Below are 21,197 nucleotides of genomic sequence, written 5' to 3'. Positions count from 1 at the left end.
AATGCAGAATTAAATGGGCCGTAGCGGTTATCGCTAAGGCCCATTTTCATTTTTAATACGTAAAAAAGCAGGAGCGATTCATGTCGTTTTTACCGGAAGATTTCAGTGCCTTTATTTGCGAATTAGACAAACTAAAAAGTGTTAAGCGCCAAATAACCTTGCCTTGTGATGGCGATCGCCAAGAAAACTCTGCCGAGCACAGTTGGCATGTTGCACTTATGGCCAGTACCTTGGCACATTATTCCGAGAAACCTATTGATGTCGCTCGGGTTATTCGTATGATTTTGATTCATGATGTAGTGGAAATTGATGCAGGCGATTTGTTTGCCTTCAACGAGGTCTCTGAACACCACGCGCAAGCAGAAAAAGAGCTTGATGCGGCAAAGCGTATTTTTGGCTTACTGCCGAGTTCCTATGCCGATGAGTTATTATCACTATGGGTAGAGTTTGAAGAAGCAAAGACCCCTGATGCCGAGTTTGCCAAGGCGATGGACCGAGTGCTTCCTGTGTTTCAAAACATGCAAAATCAAGGTGGTAGTTGGAATAAACATGCTGTTACCCGAGATAAGATAGAAAAACGTAACTTACACTTGAAGCATTGTGCACCTAAATTATGGGATTACGTGACGCGTCAATTAGATACCGCGGTACAGAATAAGTGGCTGCTTCCAGCAAAAAGCTAAAGCGATTAAACGCCCTGACCTTCGCGCTCATAAACGACAAAAAAGGTGCTAGAGAGTCTGTTCTCTAACACCTTTTTTTATAAGTCTTTTTAATGGGCCTGTTGGTGAATCTGTTTTGTCGGCCCTGCTGGTGGGGCTTATTTGATGTCGTTTTTTAAAACAACGGCATCAAACACCCTCAAGCATGATTAAAAACGCGTACTTGCCCACACCCATAGCTTATTGGCGTCTACTTTGATATCACCAGCCGAGTAGCTACCATACTTCACCGCAAGCGTGACCTTATCCATCACTTTAGTTACGTACTGTACGTTAATTTCGCTACCTAAATCATCCACCTCGGCTGAGGCTTCATCGGCACTAAAATCATGATAGGCCAGCAACCATTTACCACCCGCTAATTTTCCGGATAAAGAGAAAGTAACATCTTGAAGACCTTGTGCAGGTGTACCTAAGAATTGGTCGGTCCAACCGTTAAATTTATGCAGGGTGGCCAGTGGCGTGGCAAAACCATATGCACCGTCGTCAGAGCCTAACAATTCATAATCAATCTTCGCGGTAATACCTGAAAAGGTAGCTGCAAGGTTTGCATTAATGTAACTAGCATCATAGTCGGTAGCGGTTTCGCCAGAGCCTGACTCACTGCTTTGCGTAGCAAATTCAGCGCCGTATGCCCAGTTCACTGTCTCACCTTTCATACTGCCGTTATAGCGAATACCGTAGGTATCAAGCGCATTATCGGTGTCATTATCAATTTCTAATAAATAACCGTAAGCGGTAAATTTTCCTACCGCTGTTTTGAAACTCGCGTTGAATAAATGATCTTTTGAATCAAAATCAGCGGCTTGTGCAAAAATTCGATTTCGCTGGGTAAGGTACCCATAAAAGAAATTCACTTTCTCGTTAAGCGCATAGGTAGCAGTAACGCCATCAAAGGTCTGCCTATCTTGACGCCATCCCACATGCCCTACGAACCTGTGATTATCGAGGGCAATCACTTGTCTGCCCCCTTTAAGTGTAAGCTTTTCATTCTTGTACTGAATAAACGCTTGATCCACTTCTGTAGTTTCAGGATCTGCAATCACTGAATACTCACCTACGTTATAACCTGTAGGGCCTACTGTATAATCGCCTTGCCCCATAACAATGCGGCTATCTTCCACTTCTGCGGTAAAGGAAAACCCGTTCAACGTTCCGGATTTAAAACCCAGGCGAGTACGAAGTGTTAATGCACTAGCATCATCAAGTGCATTATCTTGGTCGACTGATTCATAACGTAAGTTCAAATCTGCCCATGTAGACGCCTCACTAAGCACATCATGCCAGCTCTGCGCCATTGATGGCGCACTAAAACACGCCAACATAGCACTTGTCAGTGCAGCTTGAGTAAAGCGCTTTTGTGCCGGTGTAAACCTATTTGACGGTGCTTTTGTCAGCGCTGTTGATGGTTTCATATCTTGCGTATTCATGTGCGTTCCCTTGTTATTAACGATGTTAACGTTTGATGGTTAGCGTTCTTATTGACGATTTTTAGTTAAGGGGCTCCCTCCCAGTAAAAAATGGGATAAGCACCTAAGGGTTTAAATAAGTTTTAGCGACTTATGTGTCGCGCTTTGAATCAGCGTTAAACGCCTAACTCAAGCTGCGTCGGATTTACTGTTCGCTTTTTTTGCAGAACCACCTCCAGCTTGGTTAGATTTGATATGGGAAGACACCGGCTCAATTTTTTTTTGTTTATCATACAAAAAGGTCAGCACTTCATGTCGGTAGTGGTTGTACTGAGGGTTGTCAGCCAGCTTAAGCCTGTCTCGGGGTCTAGGCAGCTCAATATCGAGGATTTCGCCTATAGTGGCAGCTGGGCCGTTATTCATCATCACTATTCTATCTGAAAGCAATACGGCTTCATCTACATCATGGGTGATCATAATCACTGTATTGCCTAAATCGGCATGGATTTCCATTAATGAGTCTTGCAGGTGCGCGCGGGTTAACGCATCTAGTGCCCCAAAGGGCTCATCCATGAGTAAGACTTTGGGTTCCATCGCTAATGCGCGAGCGATACCAACACGTTGCTTCATGCCACCAGATATCTCACTAGGTAATTTATCAAGAGCATGTGTCATATGCACAAGCTCTAAGTTGTGCATTATCCAATCTCGCATTTCTTTTTTAGACTTGCCACGCATGGTGTGCTTTACGGCCAATTCCACATTTTTATAAACGCTTAACCAAGGTAATAGCGAGTGGTTTTGAAAAACAACCGCACGCTCTGGCCCAGGCGTTTTCACTTCAGCACCATCGAGTATGACTCCGCCCGTGGTAGCTTGGTGTAAACCCGCCACAATATTAAGCACGGTTGATTTACCACAGCCCGAGTGACCGATTAATGAAACAAACTCACCTTTCGCAATTTTAAGGTTTACATCAGTAAGTGCCGTAAATGGGCCTTTCGGTGTAGGGAAATCGATGCCTACTTGTTCTAATTCCAAGTGTTTAGCTTGCATGTTCTTTCTCCTTAATTACCGTAATACGCTGGTTTTGTCCCAGCTCACTGCACGTTGAACCGACAGCATTATCCTGTCGAGTATGAAACCGATAGCGCCTATAGTGAGCACCGCTACCATGATGCGAGCCAAAGATTCTGAACTACCATTTTGAAATTCATCCCAGACGAACTTACCAAGACCTGGGTTTTGCGCCAGCATTTCTGCCGCAATCAATACCATCCAGCCGATGCCAAGTGACAGTCTTAACCCTGTGAAAATCATAGGAATAGAAGAAGGCAGAATGATTTTTGTTAAATGAGACATCGGCGTTAAACGCAGTACCTTGCTCACGTTAATCAAGTCTTTATCAATAGCAGACACACCCACCGCAGTGTTAATTAGCGTGGGCCAAAGGCAGCATAAAGATACCGTGAGTGCCGATGTTACAAATGACTTTGAAAACATAGGGTCGTCGCTAACATACAGCGCGCTCACGACCATAGTGACCAATGGTAACCATGCTAAAGGTGATACAGGTTTAAACAGTTGTATGAGCGGATTAATGGCCGCATAGGCTGACTTACTCAGCCCACATAAAATACCCACAGGTACAGCAATCACTGAGGCAATAAGAAACCCCACCATGACGGTGTAAAGACTTGTCCATATTTGATCAAAGAAGGTGGGTGAACCGGTATACTCACGAATTTTTGGTTCGTAAGTTGGGTCTTGTGCAACCCGAGCGGCGTTGCGCTCTTCTTGTCTGGAGTAAAACGCATTAGCGTTTTCTCGCTGTGCACTGTGCTCAGCAATAAGCGAACCTGCTTGCTCCCACACTTGAGCAGGACCAGGGAATTGCCCGAGTGAGGTATCAATACTTTTCGCCACACCATTCCAAACAGCGAGGAACATCAAAAGGCCAATAAGAGGCAATAATAAAGCGGGTGCTCGACTATAAACCGCCCCCATGGTACCGCTCATTGGTGACTTGGCTGGCGAAAAGCTTAATATATTTGCCATCTTACTCATGTTGTTCTCCGCTATTTGTGTATGACTGTGAAACTGTTAAAGAACAGTTTCACCCTTTAGCCCAATACCAAACTGCTCAAGATAAGCATTTGGCTTGCTACCGTCGTAGGTAACGCCGTCGATAAATTCAGATTGAGGTGGTTTAAAGCCAGTTTCAGTGGCAAACGCTGGGAAGTCCGTCGCTTTTGCTTTTCCTTCGGCAATAAGTGCTTTTGCAGCCATGGCGTAAACCTCTGGCTTATACACTTTACGTGCAGTCTCTTTATACCAATCGTCTGATTTAGGCTCTGAAATTTGTCCCCAGCGGCGCATTTGCGTTAAATACCAAATCGCATCACTGTAAAACGGGTAAGTGGCGTTATAACGGAAGAATACGTTGAAGTCTGGTACTTCACGCTTATCGCCTTTTTCATATTCGAAGGTGCCTGTCATGCTGTTAGCCAACACATCTTCATCGGCGCCAACATAGTTGCTTTTCGCTAATATTTTTACTGCTTCTGGGCGATTAGCATTGTCATTTTCATCTAACCACATGGCAGCTCGAATTAACGCTTTAACCACGCGAATATGTGTATTCGGGTACTTATCGGCCCACGCTTGGCTTACACCAAATACTTTCTCTGGGTTGTTTTTCCAAATTTCGTAATCGGTAATAACCGGCACACCAATACCTTTAAATACCGCCTGCTGGTTCCAAGGTTCGCCTACGCAATACCCATAGATAGTACCGGCTTCCATCGTAGCTGGCATTTGAGGAGGAGGGGTAACCGACAGCAAAGCTTCAGCATCAATCTGCCCAGCATTGTCACCTTTGTGTGGTGCATAGTAGCCTGGGTGAATACCACCGGCAGCAAGCCAGTATCGAAGCTCGTAGTTATGCGTCGATACAGGAAAAACCATACCCATGTTAAACGGCTTACCTGCATCACGGTATTCTTCAACCACTGGCTTTAAATAATCAGCTTTAATGGGGTGAACAGGTTTGCCGTCTTCTACCGGAATATGGGCTTTCATTTTTTCCCATATTTCGTTTGAAACAGTGATGCCATTACCATTTAGATCCATACTGAACGCTGTCACAACATGCGCTTCGGTACCAAAACCAATGGTTGCGCCAAGAGGTTGCCCTGCTAGCATGTGAGCGCCATCAAGTTGACCGTCAATGGTTCTATCAAGCAATACTTTCCAGTTTGCTTGGGCTTCTAAGGTGACATATAAACCTTCGTCTTCAAAAAAGCCTTTTTCATAAGCGATGGCCAATGGCGCCATGTCGGTCAGTTTGATAAAACCAAATTTTAATTCTTCTTTTTCTGGCCAACCCACTTTTTCATCGCTTTGAGCGCTAGCAAGTGGCGCGACTAAGGTAAAAGAAAGGGCTATCGCAGCGGTTAAGCCTGCTGTCATTTTTTTCTTTATTTGTTTGAGCATTGAAACGTTTTTAAACTTGGTCATTTATGTTTCCTTTAGCCAAAAAAAAACCCACCAGCGTAGACGAATAAACGTCGCGCTTGGTGGGCTTCGATGCCGAGCCTGTAATCATTAGTTAATGAGGTACAGGCGAACTTATTGTTTGGGTGTTAGTTGTTGCTACCAGTACTCAATGTACTTTTTTGTTTTGGTATTGCTTCATAGTATAACTGCCATTAATAAAGCAGAGTTCGTGCCAAAACCCTAACACACTGAAATAATAGGATTTAGCAAAAACACAAATGGTAATCATTCTTTTGCCTGAACAATAACAGTGCGTTTATTGCACTAGAAGTGTTCGATGCACGGCATAGGGATGGTTGATGCACAGCGGGAAGGAGAATAGAAACACGAGGGAGACACCACACTCCCCCTCAGTGCTTTATTTATCGTTTCAGGCTTTACAGCCGTTGGGTGAATTGACCAATGGCGTTTACGACTTCTGAGGAGCCATTTTGAATTTCGTTCATGACTTTGCCCGACTCAGTCGAGTACTCAAGCGCTTCTCTCGCTTTTTCCTGGCCCGCTTCAATAAGTTGCACCGCATTTTCGGTAAGCTTTCTGTTTTCATTTACCACACTGACAATTTCTTCAGTGGCAGTACTGGTTCTTGACGCAAGTTGGCGCACTTCATCAGCAACAACGGCAAAGCCTCTTCCTTGGTCGCCCGCTCTGGCGGCTTCAATTGCCGCATTCAACGCCAGTAAGTTGGTCTGATCGGCAATACCACTGATGCTTTTAACTAAATCAGCCACTTTTTGCGACTGTTCGTCGAGTTCGCGAATCCCCTCGCTAGCTGTTCCCATCTGCGAAGTGAGCTCCCCCATAATTCGCACCATACTACCCACTACCTCTTTACCTTTTTGGGCTTGCTCTCCCGTACCTTCCGATATATTGAAAGCAACATTAGCGGCCTCAGAAATAGCAAACTCTCTTTGCATTTGTTCTGTGATCGCTGTAGCAAATTTAACGACCTTATAAAGCACGCCTTGATCGTTCCTAATAGGGTTGTAGGAGGCTTCCAACCATACATCATTGCCTCGACTATCTACCCGCTTAAAACGGTCTGAAAACATTTTCCCTTGCGATAGGTCACTCCAAAATTGTCGATACTCTGGTGTGTCGACTTCATCTGCTGGGCAAAATATTTTGTGATGCTTTCCAAGAATTTGCTCTAATGAGTAGCCCATCGTAGATAAAAAGTTGTCATTGGCTTTAAGAATTTTGCCTGTCAGATCAAACTCAATTACCGCGATGGAACGGTTTAATGCAGCCAGCATATCGTTCATTTCACGACTTTTATTAATATTTTTGGTTTGCTCTGCCATGTACAGCGCGATGCGTTCTACACCACCGGATTCGTTAGTAATTGGCTGCAATATACCTCTGAACCAGCGGTCTTCACCATTAGCATTAGCAAGGTTTATCGCACCGTGCCAATGCTGTGCTTGCTTAATCGCGGCAATAAACTCTTTCGTGGCGGACTGCCCCATCACTCCCTGAGGAATGAGGCTATCCATGGTTTTTCCATCAAGTGCATTAGATGAAAAATCTATTGCATCTGAAAAGCTGTCGTTCACTCTACTGATTTTGCCGTTTCTATCCAATTCGACATAAAGCATTTCAGCCCTAAGTTCACTTTCCACTGTATGAAACGATTCAACATCTTTGCGTAAACGCTCTACTTCTTCTAACAATTGCTTATTCTTAAAAAACATCCCGTGCTCCTCGACGTTCGGGCATAGCATCTCGCTCACACAAACTTCCCATAACGTTTATGAGAGCAAGCGAGGATGCAAAGTCGTTATTGCCTTACTTGGCTGATCTAAAGATAGCAGAGGATTTACAAGTTACTTAATTATTAGAAGAATTTGGAAATAATTTGATTCTAAGACAACAGCATTAACTTCAAATGGCCTAATACTGAGTGAAGGGTAACGCGGTTTTATCTCGTTTTGCCCACATTTGTGTGGCAAGCGTATTCGCTTCATCTACGTCATACCCTTCAAGTAAGATAAGGTAACTCACTAGGGTTGCGTGAATGGCTTGTTCCCCATAAAGATGCGAAGTCTCACCTCGCCAAACCGCGAGCATATCGTTCACGTTCATTTGCGTATCTTTGAGGGCCATTTTTTCTGTCAACTCTGGAAGAATAATTTCTTCGGTACTTCCATTGCGCGTGACATAGAGTTCGGTTTTTCGTTCACTGTTTACTTCCGGATCTCCTCCATCGCCTCGAAAGCACAGCGCTTCGAACGCAGGAAAACTTTCATTCACACGACAATGTTTATGATCAAGGTGCATGTGATAGACACCCTGCACACAATAGGGAGCTGACGTCGGGTTCAGCAAGCGCGCCAAGGTATTTGCACATGAGCGTAACCCAAATACTTCACGTAATTTTATGATGGTATTAAGCGCTGGCAATAAGTGCGACAGGTCGAGGTAGGTAACACCAAACTCACCCATTTGGCGAGAGGCATCGGCAATACTATTTACTTCTTCAAGCCCCAAAGCAGGTAAAGCTTTGCTAGCGTATAACCGACCAGAGCCTGGCTCATGGGCGCCGTGTAGCATAATGGTGTAATTATTTTTAGCCAGTACCGCGCACGATAACAGATACCAGGGTAACTGGCGGCGCTTACCGGCATAACAGCCCACATCTAACGTGGGTGTTAAGTTAGCAAGTTCAGGTTCTAGTAATTCACGGCATGCATCAATAAACCCAATGACTTCTTCTGGGGTTTCTTCTCGCGTACGCAAGAGCATTAAAAACGCACCACGTTGATCGCCGGTAACCTGATTAGACAAAACCATCTTCATAGACTCGTAAGCTTCTTGGCGGGTAAGACTGCGCCCCCCTTTTTGGCCCTTGCCGATGATTTTTATATAGTTGCTAAATTGCTGAGACATGCTGCTTATTGTGTAAAAGTGATGTATTGACGAGTTGTCGTGACTCTACCACCTTTCCAAAAATAAGTAACGTAGGACCACTAACATTCGCATGAGATACCTGCTCACTAATTGAACTCAAGGTACCTTCAATAACACGTTGCTGAGGACTTGTAGCATTTTCTACCGCGGCAACAGGCCAATCATCTGCAATACCTTGTTTCTTTAGCTCTTCACATAACGTAGATAAACGACTTAATCCCATGTAAACCACCACGGTTTGAGAGGCTACGTTTTTTGCCAACTGGGGCATATCGGGCCATGCTTCAGGATTTTGAAAATGGGCAGTAATAAAACTTACTGACTGCGCACAGCGTCTATCCGTTAGCGGGATACCTGTGTAAGCAGACATGCCTGAGGCCGCCGTAATGCCAGGTACAATAGCAAAAGGAATATTTGCTTCTGTCAGTGCCATGGTTTCTTCGCAAGTTCTAGCAAACAACGCAGGGTCGCCACCTTTAAGTCGCACCACACAATGACCGGCCTTCGCTAGCTCAACCACCTTCGCGCTAATCTCTTGCTGCTTCATACTGTGCTGACCACAGCGTTTACCCACATATTCACGTTTCACATGACGGGGAATTTCAGCAATAACATCTTTGCCCACTAATGCGTCAAACAAAACAATATCAGCTTGTTTGATTAATCTAAGCGCCTTAAGGGTGAGTAATTCAACATCGCCTGGGCCAGCCCCAACAATGTACACTTTGCCCTCTTTTTTGCTACGTGGCGCGCTTTTTCCGTTGCCTAACCATCCACTTAAAAAACCTGATGTAGAGTGACGAGCAGGTTGCGATAATGCATCGCGAAACAACAGCCCAAAGGTGTTAAACAAAGTGTTCATGATAATCTCTCCAGAGCAAGGTTCGTCGTCGCTCTTGTGTTAGTCACGTTCATGCAAAATGCTATGCCAGTAGCATTCTTGATAGTAATCTGCGTAGCTTTCTTATCAGCCACCCGCTTGGTGTTAACTTTCACGAGCGACGTCTTCTACTGTGGTAGCATGTTCGTTAATTAATGTTGCTAAAGCCGGTTTGCAGGAGCCGCAGTTTGTGCCGCACTTTAACGTATCGCCCAATGCAGAAACTGATGAGCACCCGTCTACTATTGCTTTGCTAATGGTTTTTTCCCTTACAGAAAAACAGCTGCAAACCACAGGGCCATTTAAAAATTCTTCGTCAACGTCACAACGTAAAAAGTTAGCCAGTTTTTCAGGGTTGAAACTTTGCGTTAATGCACTGTCTACCCATGAATTTGGCACATCATACTTTGGCTTCGTACTGGGGCTTTGCACACCAAAAAACGCCATAAAACAAAACGAATCTTCATATGTACAAATAAGCACTTGGCTGTCGGCGGTTTTGTGTTGATAGCACACCCAATTTTTAGGTAGTTTTTCTAGCAACCCTTTTATTACCGCTTGCGATTCAAGTTGGCTGGCAATAGATACGCCCAGCCCATTATCAATTAAATATTTAGCCCAGTAGCCGTTATTGCTTTCCACTACCTCGTTCAGCACCTTTACGATATCCCATTCGCCATGTGCCGCTTGAACGTCATCACTAATATAGAGCTTTCCGTAGCTTGAAAAGTTGAGGGGCGTAATCGATACCGCACCATGCTTAAGTTCTGGCTGCCCTGAAATAGGGTCGGTCGCGGGCGCATAAAGTTTTGCCAACTTACTGTGCGAACCCCACTCCCCAGACCAATGAATAGGGACGAATACATCGCCTTGGCGCTGACGTTTATCAATTTGCACAGGGAAAATACAGGGTGTTTCGCCGCTCACTTTACTGCTAAGCGTGACATAGTCGTTCGTTGAAACACCCAATGCTTTTGCATCTTCGGGATGAATATAAACATTAGCGTGGTCAGTATGAGCATGGAGTACCGGCGCTTTGCCTGTTCGTGTCATGGTGTGCCACTGATCACGCATTCGCCCACTATTAAGCACAAAAGGAAATGCATTCGAGGTAACTTGAGTGGGAGGTAAGAATCGCACTGCAACAAAATTTGCTTTGCCCGACGGGGTAGAAAACACTTTGTTATAAAAGGGGCGAACAGGTGCAAGTGTCTGGTCGCTGTTGGTAATAAGTGGCCATTGCACAGGCGCCATTGCATCATATTGAGCCTGAGACTTCCCGGTTAAAGGGGCAAGATTGAGCAATCGCGCGCCGTCGTTTTTGTATGCGGTCAAACGGGCATGTTCATCAAATATTTCGCTAGGGTGAGAGTAAGAAAACTCGCTGGCAAAGCCCATTTTATCGGCTACATCACACATGATTTGCCAATCATGTTTGGCTTCACCTGGAGGCGGCATGATGCCTCGTTGACGGGAAATTCTGCGCTCGGAATTCGTTACAGTACCGTCTTTTTCAGACCATCCTGTTGCAGGCAATGCAATATCAGCAAAGGCAAGGGTATCGTTACTTTGTACAATATCTGACACCACCACCATATCGCATTTTTTAAGCGCCGATTCAACTTGCTCCCGATAAGGCATACTCACTACAGGGTTCGTGCCCATTATCCACACAAACTTGATTTGCCCTGCATCCATAGCTGAAAACAAGTCTACCGCTTTTAATCCGCCGCACTCTGGCATAGCCGGAGACTGCCAAAACGCTTTTACATTTTCACGGTGCTCAGGGTTTTCAATATCACAGTGGGCCGCCAGCATATTGGCTAACCCCCCCACTTCTCTGCCCCCCATGGCATTTGGCTGACCGGTTATAGAAAAAGGACCACAACCTGGTTTGCCAATAAAATCCAATGCCAAGTGACAATTAATAATGGCGTTAGCTTTATCTACCCCAGCTGAAGATTGGTTAACCCCCATGGAATAGAATGTAACTGCAGTGTCAGCATTGATAAACCAATCATAAAAGGTGTTTAAATCCGCCTCATTTAAACCGCACAGACTAGCCACGTCTTTAGCATCAATAGTGTTAGCACTTGTGATGGCGTCATTTAACCCTTGGGTAAACTCACCAATCGCAGCTTCATCTATTGCCCCATTGTTGTGAGCAAATTGAAGTAACCCATTAAACAACGCAACGTCGCTGCCTGCTTTTAGCGGTAAATGTAAGTCTGCAATTGTGCAGGTCTCAGTTTCTCGCGGGTCAATTACCACCACCTTCATATCAGGATTGCACAGCTTAGCCCTTTGAATGCGCTGGAATAATACGGGGTGTGCCCACGCGGTGTTGCTGCCTGTAAGCACCAATAGTGAAGTACATTCTAAATCGGTGTAATCACAAGGCACCACATCCTCGCCAAACGCACGTTTATAACCTGCAACGGCAGAAGACATACAAAGCCGTGAATTTGTGTCTATGTTGGCGCTGCCAATAAACCCTTTCATGAGCTTATTAGCAACATAATAATCTTCGGTCAGTAGTTGCCCTGACACATAAAACGCAACGGCATCCGGCCCATGTTCAGCAATAGTCTGAGTGATTTTATCAGCCACCGCGCGGGTAGCCGTGTCCCAATCTACCTTTGCACCTGCCATGGTTGGGTGAAGCAAACGGCCGCTAAGATCGTTTGTTTCGAGCAGGTTTGTGCCTTTTACACACAGACGACCATAATTGGCCGGATGCTCGGGCGTACCAGTAACCTTGTCCAGGGAGGTAATACGCCCGCTAACGTTGCAACTGATATCTACACCACAACCCACACCACAATAAGGACAGGTGGTTTGCTTTTGCCGTAGTAATGGTTCCAGCATAGTGGTTTTTGGTGTAGCCATATTCATGGATAAACTCTCTTAATAAACAAAAACAACATAGAAAAGTGGGTTAGACAGCAACGAGTATTCGCTCACCTTCCACTTTCACATCATACGCCACTACGCTTACGTCATCACGTTCAATACACTTGCCTGTGGCCAACACGTAGTGCTCTTTATAAAGGGGCGATGCCACCACGACATCATCAGCTATAGAACCTATAAGGCCGCGATATAGCACGTTTGCCTTACCGATAGGGTCCCAGTTGCTAATGGCGTAAAGGAATTGCTCACCACCTCTCATCACACTAAACAGTGCCACTTGCTGACCTTCTACAAGTGCACAAACACCGCTGTTTGTTACCACTTCATCAATGCCACACACATCATGCCAAAGGGGCGCCACTTCTGTATTTGCTGTCATCAGTTTATTCCTTATTAAATTACGTCAACCGCAATGAGGTTGTCGGCACCTTTAGATTTCTCTAATTCAGTGGCAGGCCTAACTTGACCTCGCTCAGAAACAAACTGAATGTTTGTGTCGGTGCCATCTGTGTTAACGAATTGACGGAAACGTTTACGCGAGGCTTCGCTTTCAAGCGTGGTTTTCCACTCACACTGATAAGCACCAACCACGGTTTCCATTTGGGCTTCTAAATCAGCGTTAATATTTAGCGAGTCATTCATGACAACATCTTGCAGGTAAGCTAAGCCCCCTTCTAAGTTGTCCATCCATACCGATGTACGCTGAAGTCTATCGGCGGTGCGTACATAAAACATCAATACGCGGTCGATGTACTTAACCAGTGTTTCTGTATCTAAATCGGTAGCGAATAAATCGGCATGGCGAGGCTTCATACCGCCGTTTCCGCACACATATAAATTCCAGCCATTTTCGGTGGCAATAACACCAATATCTTTACTTTGAGCTTCTGCACATTCCCGCGTACAGCCGGACACGCCAAATTTAATCTTGTGCGGCGCACGTAAGCCCTTATAACGGTTCTCTAAATCGATGGCGGTTTTCACCGAATCTTGAACGCCGTAGCGACACCAAGTGCTGCCCACACAAGACTTCACCGTACGAAGGGCTTTAGCGTATGCATGCCCTGTTTCAAAGCCGCCTTTGACAAGGGCTTCCCAAATATCAGGAAGTTGATCGACCCGTGCGCCAAACAAATCAATACGCTGACCGCCAGTGATTTTGGTATACAGGCTGTATTTCTTGGCAACTTCGCCTAATAAAATTAGCTTTTCTGGCGTAATTTCTCCCCCCGCCACGCGAGGAACCACAGAGTAAGTGCCATCTTTTTGCATGTTTCCAAGATAGATATCGTTGGTATCTTGAAGAGGTAAATGCTCTTGTTTAAGTACGTAATCGTTATACACAGACGCTAAAATAGAGCCTGCTGCTGGCTTACATATTTCACAACCAAGACCGGTACCATGCTTGTCGAGCAATTCATCAAAAGAGGTGATGCCGTTCACTTTTACAATATGGAATAGTTCTTGGCGGGTATGGTTGAAATGTTCACATATGGCTTTTGAGACTTCGACACCGCGCTTTTCAAGCTCGCTATCAACCACGTTTTTAAGCAGAGCAGTACATCCACCACAACCCGTGCTGGCTTTTGTACAGCTTTTTACGTCGCTAAGGCTGCAGCAGCCTTCGTCGATAGCCGATACAATGTCGCTTTTGGCCACGTTGTGACAAGAGCAAATTGTGGCGGTATCTGGCAGTGCATCAGCCCCTAATGCTGGCGCAGCCCCTGCACTTGGCAAAATAAGAGTTTCAGGATTTTCCGGCAAATCAATGCCGTTTAAGGCGTATTGCAACAAGGTGTCGTAGTCACTCGTATCACCCACTAACACGGCACCCAACACTTTTTGTTGGCTTTCATCTACCACCAACTTCTTGTACACGCCTTCTGGCTGATTAAAGTAGGTGTAGCTTTGTGCGCCAGTGGTACGCTCATGCGCGTCACCAATAGAGCCCACTTCCACGCCCATCAACTTAAGCTTTGTGCTCATGTCGGCGCCAGTGAATACGGTATCACCACCTGCTAGTGCGCTTACTGCGGCACGAGCCATGGTGTAACCTGGTGCAACCAAACCAAATATGCGGTTTTGCCACAGTGCACATTCGCCCACGGCGAAAATATCAGGGTCGGACGTTAAACAATTATCATCAACCACAATGCCGCCACGTTCACCAAGGGCTAGCATGGATTTTCTGGCGAGTTGATCTGATGGGCGAATACCCGCTGAAAACAGCACCATATCGGTTTCAAGAAAAGTACCGTCGGCAAATACCATGCGATAGCGTGATTGCTCACCGGCTTCGATAACCTGTGTTGCTTTCTGGGTATGTACGGTTACCCCTAACGATTCAATTTTACTGCGAAGTACGTCACCGCCGGTTTCGTCTAACTGCACAGCCATAAGCTGAGGCGCAAATTCCACCACGTGGGTTTCAAGGCCTGCTTCTTTTAACGCGTTTGCCGCTTCAAGCCCTAATAAACCGCCACCCACTACCACACCCACTTTGCTTTCGCGGGCAGAGTTCTCAATCGCAATCAGGTCATCAATAGTGCGATACACTAAACAGTGCTCTTGGTCGTTTCCTGGGATAGGCGGAACGAATGGGTAAGAGCCAGTGGCCAGTACCAACTTATCGTAAGGAAATACCTGACCATCTTCCGTTAACGCCTTTTTCTCGTCGCGCAGCAAGTCAGTCACTATGGCGTTTGTCACCACATTAACGCCCCACTCACGATATACATCAGCGGTTGTTAGGGCTAAGTCATCTGCGCTAGCACCACTAAAGTAAGAGGACAAATGTACTCTATCGTAGGCCAGTCTCGACTCACCGCACAGTACGGTGATGTCAACGTTATCGCTGCTTTGATGAAGCTGTTCAACAAAATGGTGCCCTACCATTCCGTTTCCAACGACGAGAATTCGCGTTTTAGATGCCAAAGATGTCATGGTCTCTCCCCTTTATTCGGGACAAAAAAAAGCCCGCACCAACTTTCGTTGTTGCGGGCTTCGTTGCCTATCAAGCGCTACGAGTGATCATAGCTATCAAATTTTTATGAGCTAGGTTGCTCTAAACATACACACACAATTTTTCACACAAAAAAGTATATCCAATATTAGTGCCATGTCATTACTAGCCTGTTTTATATAGATTTATTCAAAAAACAGGCTTTTCGAACCACCTTAATTTGCACCAAACAAAAGCATTTGCGATTTCATTTGGTGCATCTAAGCGCTCTCTCGTATTGGTAATCTGCCTCAGTAGCGACACCAAGGCAATAACCAGCAGCGGTTAAGCTAGCTTATCGGTAGCAACCCGGTAACGTGGATCTTCATTCACGTTAATTTCTACGAACTTATCAGCTTTACGCAATAAGTTGCGACACTCATCACTAATATGACGAATATGCAGTTTCTTACCTTGTTGTTCGTATTTATCAGCTAACGTATCTAAGGCATCTATACCCGATGAGTCCCAAATTCGCGATTCTTTAAAGTCGATAACCACATGCTCTGGGTCATTGGCAATATCAAATAAGTCTTTGAAATGACTAACAGAGCCGAAGAACAGTGGCCCTTCTAAATCATAGACTTTCCAATCATCACTATCGATGTGACTTTTAACCTCAATATGGCGTGCATGCTTCCATGCAAATACCAAGGCAGAAACGATAACACCCACCACTACTGCAATCGCTAGGTCAGCTATAACCGTTACCGCGGTAACTAAAAACAGAACAAAAGCGTCTTCTTTGTTTACACCACGAATAATGCGGAACGATGCCCATTCAAAGGTAGCGATAACCACCACGAACATTACGCCAACTAACGCGGCTAGCGGGATCATTTCAATCAATGGTGCAGCGAAAAGGATAAAGGCAAGAAGTACCAAAGCAGCAGTAATTCCTGATAAACGACCACGACCACCAGAGTTAATGTTGATCATGCTTTGTCCAATCATGGCACAACCGCCCATGCCGCCGAAAAAGCCATTCACTGTGTTCGCCACGCCCTGACCAACACATTCTTTGTTGCCACGACCGCGGGTATCTGTCATTTCATCAATAAGTGATAAGGTCAGTAATGACTCAATCAAACCAACCAAACATAAAATGATTGAAGTAGGCAGAACAATCATCACTGTTTCCCAGGTAAATGGCACCATAGGGATAGCAAATGTAGGCAACTCACCGGCAAGTGTAGCAGTGGCCTTTTGCGCTTCAGGTAATAAATCACGCACAAAATCGATTACCGTACGCGCTTCTAAATCGAGACCGTGTACCATAGCCGTTACCGTAACAATAGCCACCAAAGACGCCGGTACCGCTGTGGTTAACTTAGGCAGTAAGTAGATAATCGCCATGGTCAGTGCAACCAATCCAAGCATCCAGTACAACATGGTTCCTTGCATCCACTCCAGCTGACCAAACGCATTAACCACTTTAAATTGCCCTAGTTGAGCAAGGAAAATAACAATCGCTAGGCCGTTTACAAACCCCAGCATAACAGGGTAAGGCACCAATCGGATAAACTTACCAAGCTTGAATATACCGCAGAGTATTTGCAGTAGACCGGCTAAAATAACAGCGGCAAACAGATATTGAACACCATGCTGTGCTACTAGAGCCACCATGACCACGGCCATCGCACCTGTCGCACCAGAAATCATTCCTGGACGTCCACCAATGGCCGACGTAATAAGTCCCATCATAAAGGCGGCATACAACCCAATCATGGGCTCAACACCAGCAACAAATGCAAAAGCAACCGCTTCTGGTACCAGTGCAAGTGCAACGGTAATACCAGAAAGCACGTCATTTTTTACATTACTATCTCGATTAGTAATTAAATCAAACATGTTTTCTCAGGAGTCTAGAGGTTTTAGGGGGCGTGCGTTAACAGTACAGCTGTGAATACTGTAGATCACTGTCATGCACAATTTTTGTGTGCGATTCTACCACCATTAATGCTTAAAATCTTTTAATAGAATGTTAATCGTACGGCGGATTTTAAGCTGACAAGGCTGGCTTTCCATGGCATCGTAATAAGCTTAGTTTTTCCTAACAATTGATTCGTCGTTTATTGTCATTGGCGCTCTCAATTGTATTCACACTAATTTTTCAATCTAGGTTACTGATACTTTTGGCAACGAGGTGTATTTAACCAACCGATAAGGAGTGGAAGTGGTCCCTTATTTACTCACTATTTTATGCGTGCTAGTGGCAGGCGCTATTCATTGGGCATTTCCAAAAACCTTTTGGAAATCTACGCTAATGTCTACTGCAGTCATTTTGCTATTTTCTATCGCCGCATTATTTATCTTCAAAGCATCTGGCATGCTAATGACGGAAGCCGGTGAAGACCCTGACTTTTCAGGCAAATTATTGATGATTACTGCGTTAATGTCTTTTTTCGGGCTTCTTATTTCTATTTTTGTCGGCTGGTTTCTTCGAGTTGTAAGAGCGTAATAGCAAATATTGAAGTAGGTGCAAGTTTAAGCCCCTCTTAACTTGCACCGTTATTGAGCATAGACCGCGGTACGCGCATTAACGGCTATAGATGCCTGCTCAAAAAAACACCTTCACCATCGCCCCATAAGAATAAATAAGCAAAGAAAAACAAACACTTAAATAAACATGTTAAAGAGTGATACGTTCAGGCATACGCATTGCTTTTATAAAGTATTCCTTAAGTTCGCTAATTCCATAACGTATCATGCAAACAAACCATGAAATAACGGCCACTACGCATTATAGCGATGCCACTAAGCGCTTCTTGCTCGCCGCGAAACGAGCTGAAATCACGGTGCTTGAGCAGTTATCCAGCAACTGCCGCATTGTTATTTCCGTTCGAAATATGGTGCATGCTCTGCAGCGAGAACGTGGTGCCACCAACATTTATTTAGCGTCTAAAGGCGATAGGTTTGCAGGGCAACGTGCCACCCATATTGAAGCAAGCTGTGAAGCAGAGTCGATGTTGCGCAGCCAACTTAAATCACTGTATTTAACCGATAGCCATGACACGGCTAACCCTCGCTTGTTAAGCAGCATTACTTTAGCCCTTCAAGGTATTGATTACCTGCCCGTACTTCGTGAACAAGCGAAAAACCTAACCCTTTCACCGTTAGATTCCACCCGCGCTTATTGCCGCTTAGTAGCAGGGTTACTTACTGTAATTTTTGAAGCGGCAGATATTGCAAGCGATCCCGTCATTACCCGCCTTTTAGTTGCACTATTTAACTTTATGCAGGGGAAAGAATATGCGGGGCAAGAACGTGCATGGGGTGCTATTGGCTTCGCAGAGACGCATTTTGACAAGCGCTTGTGTGACAAGCTCAGCGCACTACAACACGCCCAGCAGCATCACTTTACCGTGTTTAATGAATTCGCCCGCACCTGCCACAAAGAGGCTTATGAGCTATTAGATGACAGCCCCGCGGCGCACGATATTAGTCAATTGCGCAAAATGATTGCGCAGCTTGCTGATGGTAGCCCCATTGCGGCTGAAATTAGTGAAGTATGGTTCGATGTGGCCACACGTCGTATTGATGCCATGCAAGAAATTGAGAATAAACTGACCGACAGCTTAACGAAAGAAGCGCAAACTAAAGTAAGCAATGCGCATCATGAAATGAAAAATCATCAGCGGTTAATTGAAAGCTTTACCGATGAACACGCACAAGATGGCTCCCCCCTCACAATGCTATTCGACCCTAGCATGCCAGGTTTAGTGGAAGACAGTGATCTCTCGCTACTACAACATGATATGACGGGTTCGGGTAAAAACACTGATATTAGCGAACAAACACAAACCCTGTCTGCACATCGCTCATTTTACGATTTATTGCGAGGACAAGCTCAGTATATTGAAGACATGAGCCGTGAGTTAGATGAAGCCAAACGCGCCATTACCGAGCACAAGTTGGTGGATAGAGCCAAACTTATTCTGATGCAGCAATTTCAATTAAATGAAAATGATGCGTACCGAAAACTACAAAAGCAGGCCATGAATGAGCATAAAAAGCTGACCGATATAGCCGCTACCGTGGTTGAAATATCAAATAGAGCTAACCAACGCTGAACTCAACGTAAGTTGCGGCCACGTTACCAGCCAATTTTTCGTGTGTACCCGCTGAGTAAATACATCGGCTCTAGGGTGGCGGGGGTTTATCGAAATCGTACCGGCAAAATTACGTGATAGCCCATAGGGTGCAAGCATATCAAACTTATCGCCCTCTTCATTTGGGCAAAGCCTAATAGCCACACAGGTTTCTTGTTCTATCCAATAGCTAATCGCTTCTTCACAGTCTTTATACGCGTTGTGACCGTGCTTCACATGCATACGTGCCTGATTCTTCACTTGCCAGAGTGCTGAAGGTACTTGCTCAGACAGCGCATTTTCTATGTGGAGCTCTGATTTTTTTGAGGTATCTGATGGGTTGTAGTAGATAACATCGATGTCGTTTAACGGCGTAGGTTTCTTAAAGCCGTGAAGCTCATCCCATATGGCATTACGTAAAAATCCCGCCGCTAAATACCCTTGGGGCAACTTTAGCGATTTTAATGCGTTCAAGCACTGCATGCGGTAAAGATCTTCGGTTAGCATGCGGCTAACCGATAATCTAGCATCGCTTTCTGCGTTCGTCATAATAGAAGCCATTTTTTTGTAAAAGCTAATTTCATGAGGCTAATTTGAGAAGGCCAATATATGAAAGCTAAGGGTTATTTCGAATGATCAGAACGAATGCGTAAATTCCTTTGCCATTTAATCACGTAGAAACTAAATGCGGCTATCGCCCCGCCTCCTAGCCACCCCGCTATTACGTCTGTCGGCCAATGCACACCAAGCTGCACACGACTCAAACCAATAACAAATACCAATAGCGTAGTCAGAGAATATACCCATATTTTCAATTTAATTTCTGTAATAGAAAAACAAAAAAGCCTCGCTATACAGAAGTAAACAAGGGTAGACATCATGGCATGAGCAGAGGGAAAGCTTTGCGTTAATACGGTAACTTGATGGCCAGACAGCGGCGGCCTAGGACGGTCTATACCCGCTTTAAGCACAAAGGTAATCACTAAACCTGCAGCGACCGCCATTAATAGCGTAAGTGCTTTTTTTGGATGCCCAGTCAATTTCAAAAAACCAGCAACGGCAAGTGAAAAAAAGATAAGTACTTCATTACTGCCAAGCGCAGTGAAATTTTCAAAGAAGCGTTGAATCACCCCTGGCATATCGTCCCACACCAACATTTCAATGACGGCGTTGTCAAAAGGGGCTAATACTTCCATAGTGGCAAATAGCATTAGCAGCAAAAAACCTCCGCCTAATAACACCACCTGCACCGTAGGTGTTTTTACTATTTGCAAATACGCGTTAACCGAACTTCTTACTTCCATGTTACGTAGCGCTCCTATTGGGGCTATAGAAAATTAAAATGAATACTTAATCAAGTTCTTAATTGAAAAATGAAGCGACTATAAAAACGCGTTATGACTTACTGCCACCTAAACAGGCTGGCGATGTGAGCGCTTCGCCACCACGGGCCACCCACTCTGTTGGGGTATAAGTATGTAATGCTAGCGCATGTACGGGCCCTTTCAAGGCTTCATCGACCAACGTATTAATTTCGCGATGACGGGCAATTAAACGTTTGCCTTCAAAGGCATCAGTAACGACGGTGACCTTGAAATGGCTTTGTGCACCGTCAGGCACATTGTGCATAAAGCTCTCGTCTTCCACGTTCAACAACGCAGGCGAAAGCGCGCTTGTTAGGGTTGATTCTATAAATTCTTTAACATTCATATG

The 21,197-nt window shown here is 45.0% G+C and carries 17 protein-coding genes; 3 read left to right on the top strand and 14 right to left on the bottom strand.

Annotated features, from left to right (window positions below; genetic code table 11):
- The first annotated feature begins 80 nt into the window (after window positions 1–80).
- Window positions 81–683 carry an HD domain-containing protein gene (locus tag AAC006_RS03385; protein WP_126872441.1) on the top strand — a complete coding sequence of 201 codons (603 nt, stop codon included), beginning with the start codon at window positions 81–83 and terminating at the stop codon, window positions 681–683.
- 188 nt (window positions 684–871) lie between these two features.
- Here AAC006_RS03385 and AAC006_RS03380 read toward each other — a convergent pair whose 3' ends face one another.
- The 11 genes from AAC006_RS03380 to AAC006_RS03330 form a co-directional block, all read right to left on the bottom strand.
- Window positions 872–2,020 (bottom strand): alginate export family protein, encoded by a 1,149-nt coding sequence (locus AAC006_RS03380; protein WP_260563487.1) that lies wholly within the window; start codon window positions 2,018–2,020, stop codon window positions 872–874.
- Between the two features lie 300 nt (window positions 2,021–2,320).
- Window positions 2,321–3,187, bottom strand: coding sequence for an ABC transporter ATP-binding protein (locus AAC006_RS03375; RefSeq protein WP_126872439.1), 867 nt, complete (start codon window positions 3,185–3,187; stop codon window positions 2,321–2,323).
- Window positions 3,188–3,202: 15 nt separating this feature from the next.
- Window positions 3,203–4,198: an ABC transporter permease gene (locus AAC006_RS03370; protein ID WP_126872438.1), complete on the bottom strand. Its 996-nt coding sequence runs from the start codon at window positions 4,196–4,198 to the stop codon at window positions 3,203–3,205.
- A 36-nt stretch (window positions 4,199–4,234) separates the two neighbouring features.
- Complete coding sequence (locus tag AAC006_RS03365; RefSeq protein ID WP_126872437.1) at window positions 4,235–5,650, bottom strand: CmpA/NrtA family ABC transporter substrate-binding protein; 1,416 nt, start codon at window positions 5,648–5,650, stop codon at window positions 4,235–4,237.
- A gap of 416 nt (window positions 5,651–6,066) precedes the next feature.
- On the bottom strand, window positions 6,067–7,383 hold the full coding sequence (locus AAC006_RS03360) for a PAS domain-containing methyl-accepting chemotaxis protein (protein ID WP_126872436.1): 1,317 nt from the start codon (window positions 7,381–7,383) through the stop codon (window positions 6,067–6,069).
- Between the two features lie 199 nt (window positions 7,384–7,582).
- Window positions 7,583–8,578 (bottom strand): glycosyl transferase family protein, encoded by a 996-nt coding sequence (locus tag AAC006_RS03355; RefSeq protein ID WP_126872435.1) that lies wholly within the window; start codon window positions 8,576–8,578, stop codon window positions 7,583–7,585.
- Window positions 8,562–9,461: a uroporphyrinogen-III C-methyltransferase gene (gene cobA, locus AAC006_RS03350; RefSeq protein WP_126872434.1), complete on the bottom strand. Its 900-nt coding sequence runs from the start codon at window positions 9,459–9,461 to the stop codon at window positions 8,562–8,564. Before cobA ends, AAC006_RS03355 begins: the two co-directional genes overlap by 17 nt.
- Window positions 9,462–9,584: 123 nt before the next feature.
- A complete protein-coding gene (locus tag AAC006_RS03345) occupies window positions 9,585–12,374 on the bottom strand; it encodes a nitrate reductase (protein WP_126872433.1) in 2,790 nt (929 codons plus the stop codon).
- 43 nt (window positions 12,375–12,417) lie between these two features.
- Complete coding sequence (gene nirD / locus AAC006_RS03340; RefSeq protein WP_013785469.1) at window positions 12,418–12,771, bottom strand: nitrite reductase small subunit NirD; 354 nt, start codon at window positions 12,769–12,771, stop codon at window positions 12,418–12,420.
- Between the two features lie 14 nt (window positions 12,772–12,785).
- The gene (gene nirB / locus AAC006_RS03335) at window positions 12,786–15,335 is read right to left on the bottom strand and encodes a nitrite reductase large subunit NirB (RefSeq protein ID WP_126872432.1); all 2,550 of its coding nucleotides are present in this window, start codon (window positions 15,333–15,335) and stop codon (window positions 12,786–12,788) included.
- A gap of 343 nt (window positions 15,336–15,678) precedes the next feature.
- The gene (locus AAC006_RS03330; RefSeq protein WP_013785471.1) at window positions 15,679–17,244 is read right to left on the bottom strand and encodes a SulP family inorganic anion transporter; all 1,566 of its coding nucleotides are present in this window, start codon (window positions 17,242–17,244) and stop codon (window positions 15,679–15,681) included.
- Between the two features lie 325 nt (window positions 17,245–17,569).
- Between AAC006_RS03330 and AAC006_RS03325 the strand changes: the two genes are divergently transcribed.
- Window positions 17,570–17,854 carry a hypothetical protein gene (locus AAC006_RS03325; RefSeq protein ID WP_013785472.1) on the top strand — a complete coding sequence of 95 codons (285 nt, stop codon included), beginning with the start codon at window positions 17,570–17,572 and terminating at the stop codon, window positions 17,852–17,854.
- A gap of 247 nt (window positions 17,855–18,101) precedes the next feature.
- The gene (locus AAC006_RS03320) at window positions 18,102–19,466 is read left to right on the top strand and encodes a nitrate regulatory protein (RefSeq protein ID WP_126872431.1); all 1,365 of its coding nucleotides are present in this window, start codon (window positions 18,102–18,104) and stop codon (window positions 19,464–19,466) included.
- Here AAC006_RS03320 and AAC006_RS03315 read toward each other — a convergent pair.
- The 3 genes from AAC006_RS03315 to AAC006_RS03305 form a co-directional block, all read right to left on the bottom strand.
- Window positions 19,443–20,033, bottom strand: a complete 591-nt coding sequence (locus tag AAC006_RS03315; RefSeq protein WP_244360436.1) for a nucleotidyltransferase family protein — start codon at window positions 20,031–20,033, stop codon at window positions 19,443–19,445. The two genes, AAC006_RS03320 and AAC006_RS03315, sit on opposite strands and share 24 nt — an antisense overlap.
- 74 nt (window positions 20,034–20,107) lie before the next feature.
- Window positions 20,108–20,788, bottom strand: coding sequence for a phosphatase PAP2 family protein (locus tag AAC006_RS03310; protein WP_126872429.1), 681 nt, complete (start codon window positions 20,786–20,788; stop codon window positions 20,108–20,110).
- A gap of 91 nt (window positions 20,789–20,879) precedes the next feature.
- The gene (locus tag AAC006_RS03305; RefSeq protein ID WP_013785476.1) at window positions 20,880–21,194 is read right to left on the bottom strand and encodes a BolA/IbaG family iron-sulfur metabolism protein; all 315 of its coding nucleotides are present in this window, start codon (window positions 21,192–21,194) and stop codon (window positions 20,880–20,882) included.
- Window positions 21,195–21,197 lie beyond the last annotated feature (3 nt).

Source organism: uncultured Alteromonas sp., from assembly GCF_963976965.1.
Classification (GTDB): Bacteria; Pseudomonadota; Gammaproteobacteria; order Enterobacterales; family Alteromonadaceae; genus Alteromonas; species Alteromonas naphthalenivorans.
Note: the sequence above shows the minus strand (reverse complement) of the source record. Positions and strands in the feature narration are given on the sequence as shown.

Coding starts and splice junctions, on each gene's coding strand:
- AAC006_RS03385 (WP_126872441.1), top strand. CDS start 81: ATGTCGTTTTTACCGGAAGATTTCAGTGCCTTTATTTGCGAATTAGAC.
- AAC006_RS03380 (WP_260563487.1), bottom strand. CDS start 2,020: ATGGCGCAGAGCTGGCATGATGTGCTTAGTGAGGCGTCTACATGGGCA.
- AAC006_RS03375 (WP_126872439.1), bottom strand. CDS start 3,187: ATGCAAGCTAAACACTTGGAATTAGAACAAGTAGGCATCGATTTCCCT.
- AAC006_RS03370 (WP_126872438.1), bottom strand. CDS start 4,198: ATGAGTAAGATGGCAAATATATTAAGCTTTTCGCCAGCCAAGTCACCA.
- AAC006_RS03365 (WP_126872437.1), bottom strand. CDS start 5,650: ATGACCAAGTTTAAAAACGTTTCAATGCTCAAACAAATAAAGAAAAAA.
- AAC006_RS03360 (WP_126872436.1), bottom strand. CDS start 7,383: ATGTTTTTTAAGAATAAGCAATTGTTAGAAGAAGTAGAGCGTTTACGC.
- AAC006_RS03355 (WP_126872435.1), bottom strand. CDS start 8,578: ATGTCTCAGCAATTTAGCAACTATATAAAAATCATCGGCAAGGGCCAA.
- cobA (WP_126872434.1), bottom strand. CDS start 9,461: ATGAACACTTTGTTTAACACCTTTGGGCTGTTGTTTCGCGATGCATTA.
- AAC006_RS03345 (WP_126872433.1), bottom strand. CDS start 12,374: ATGAATATGGCTACACCAAAAACCACTATGCTGGAACCATTACTACGG.
- nirD (WP_013785469.1), bottom strand. CDS start 12,771: ATGACAGCAAATACAGAAGTGGCGCCCCTTTGGCATGATGTGTGTGGC.
- nirB (WP_126872432.1), bottom strand. CDS start 15,335: ATGACATCTTTGGCATCTAAAACGCGAATTCTCGTCGTTGGAAACGGA.
- AAC006_RS03330 (WP_013785471.1), bottom strand. CDS start 17,244: ATGTTTGATTTAATTACTAATCGAGATAGTAATGTAAAAAATGACGTG.
- AAC006_RS03320 (WP_126872431.1), top strand. CDS start 18,102: ATGCAAACAAACCATGAAATAACGGCCACTACGCATTATAGCGATGCC.
- AAC006_RS03315 (WP_244360436.1), bottom strand. CDS start 20,033: ATGACGAACGCAGAAAGCGATGCTAGATTATCGGTTAGCCGCATGCTA.
- AAC006_RS03310 (WP_126872429.1), bottom strand. CDS start 20,788: ATGGAAGTAAGAAGTTCGGTTAACGCGTATTTGCAAATAGTAAAAACA.
- AAC006_RS03305 (WP_013785476.1), bottom strand. CDS start 21,194: ATGAATGTTAAAGAATTTATAGAATCAACCCTAACAAGCGCGCTTTCG.